1 pseudogene is annotated in these 256 nt (G+C 27.3%); it reads right to left on the reverse strand.

The window, feature by feature from the left end:
- Nucleotides 1–56 precede the first annotated feature (56 nt).
- Nucleotides 57–256, reverse strand: a pseudogene (locus SB658_RS25595) (cardiolipin synthase); the annotation flags it as partial.

Raw genomic sequence — 256 nt, forward strand, 5'->3', positions numbered from 1 at the left:
CATGTGATTATAAAAGAAAAAAGTAATCAAATTTGTTTAGATTACTTTTTTCAGAATTATAATAAAGGGGAAATTAGACGCATTAGGGATTCCAATATTCGTTTTCGAATACTACGTTTTTGAAATGATTTCCATTGAATTTCAGTTGAATGATTAAAGTCCTCTTCAAAATCACGTTTAATATCAAGAACTGTCTTAGATTCATAAAGTACGCTAATGATTTCATAATTTAGTTCAAAACTACGGACATCCATAT

Origin of the sequence: Bacillus sp. SIMBA_008, assembly GCF_046535495.1 — a bacterium.
Classification (GTDB): domain Bacteria; phylum Bacillota; class Bacilli; order Bacillales; family Bacillaceae; genus Bacillus; species Bacillus subtilis.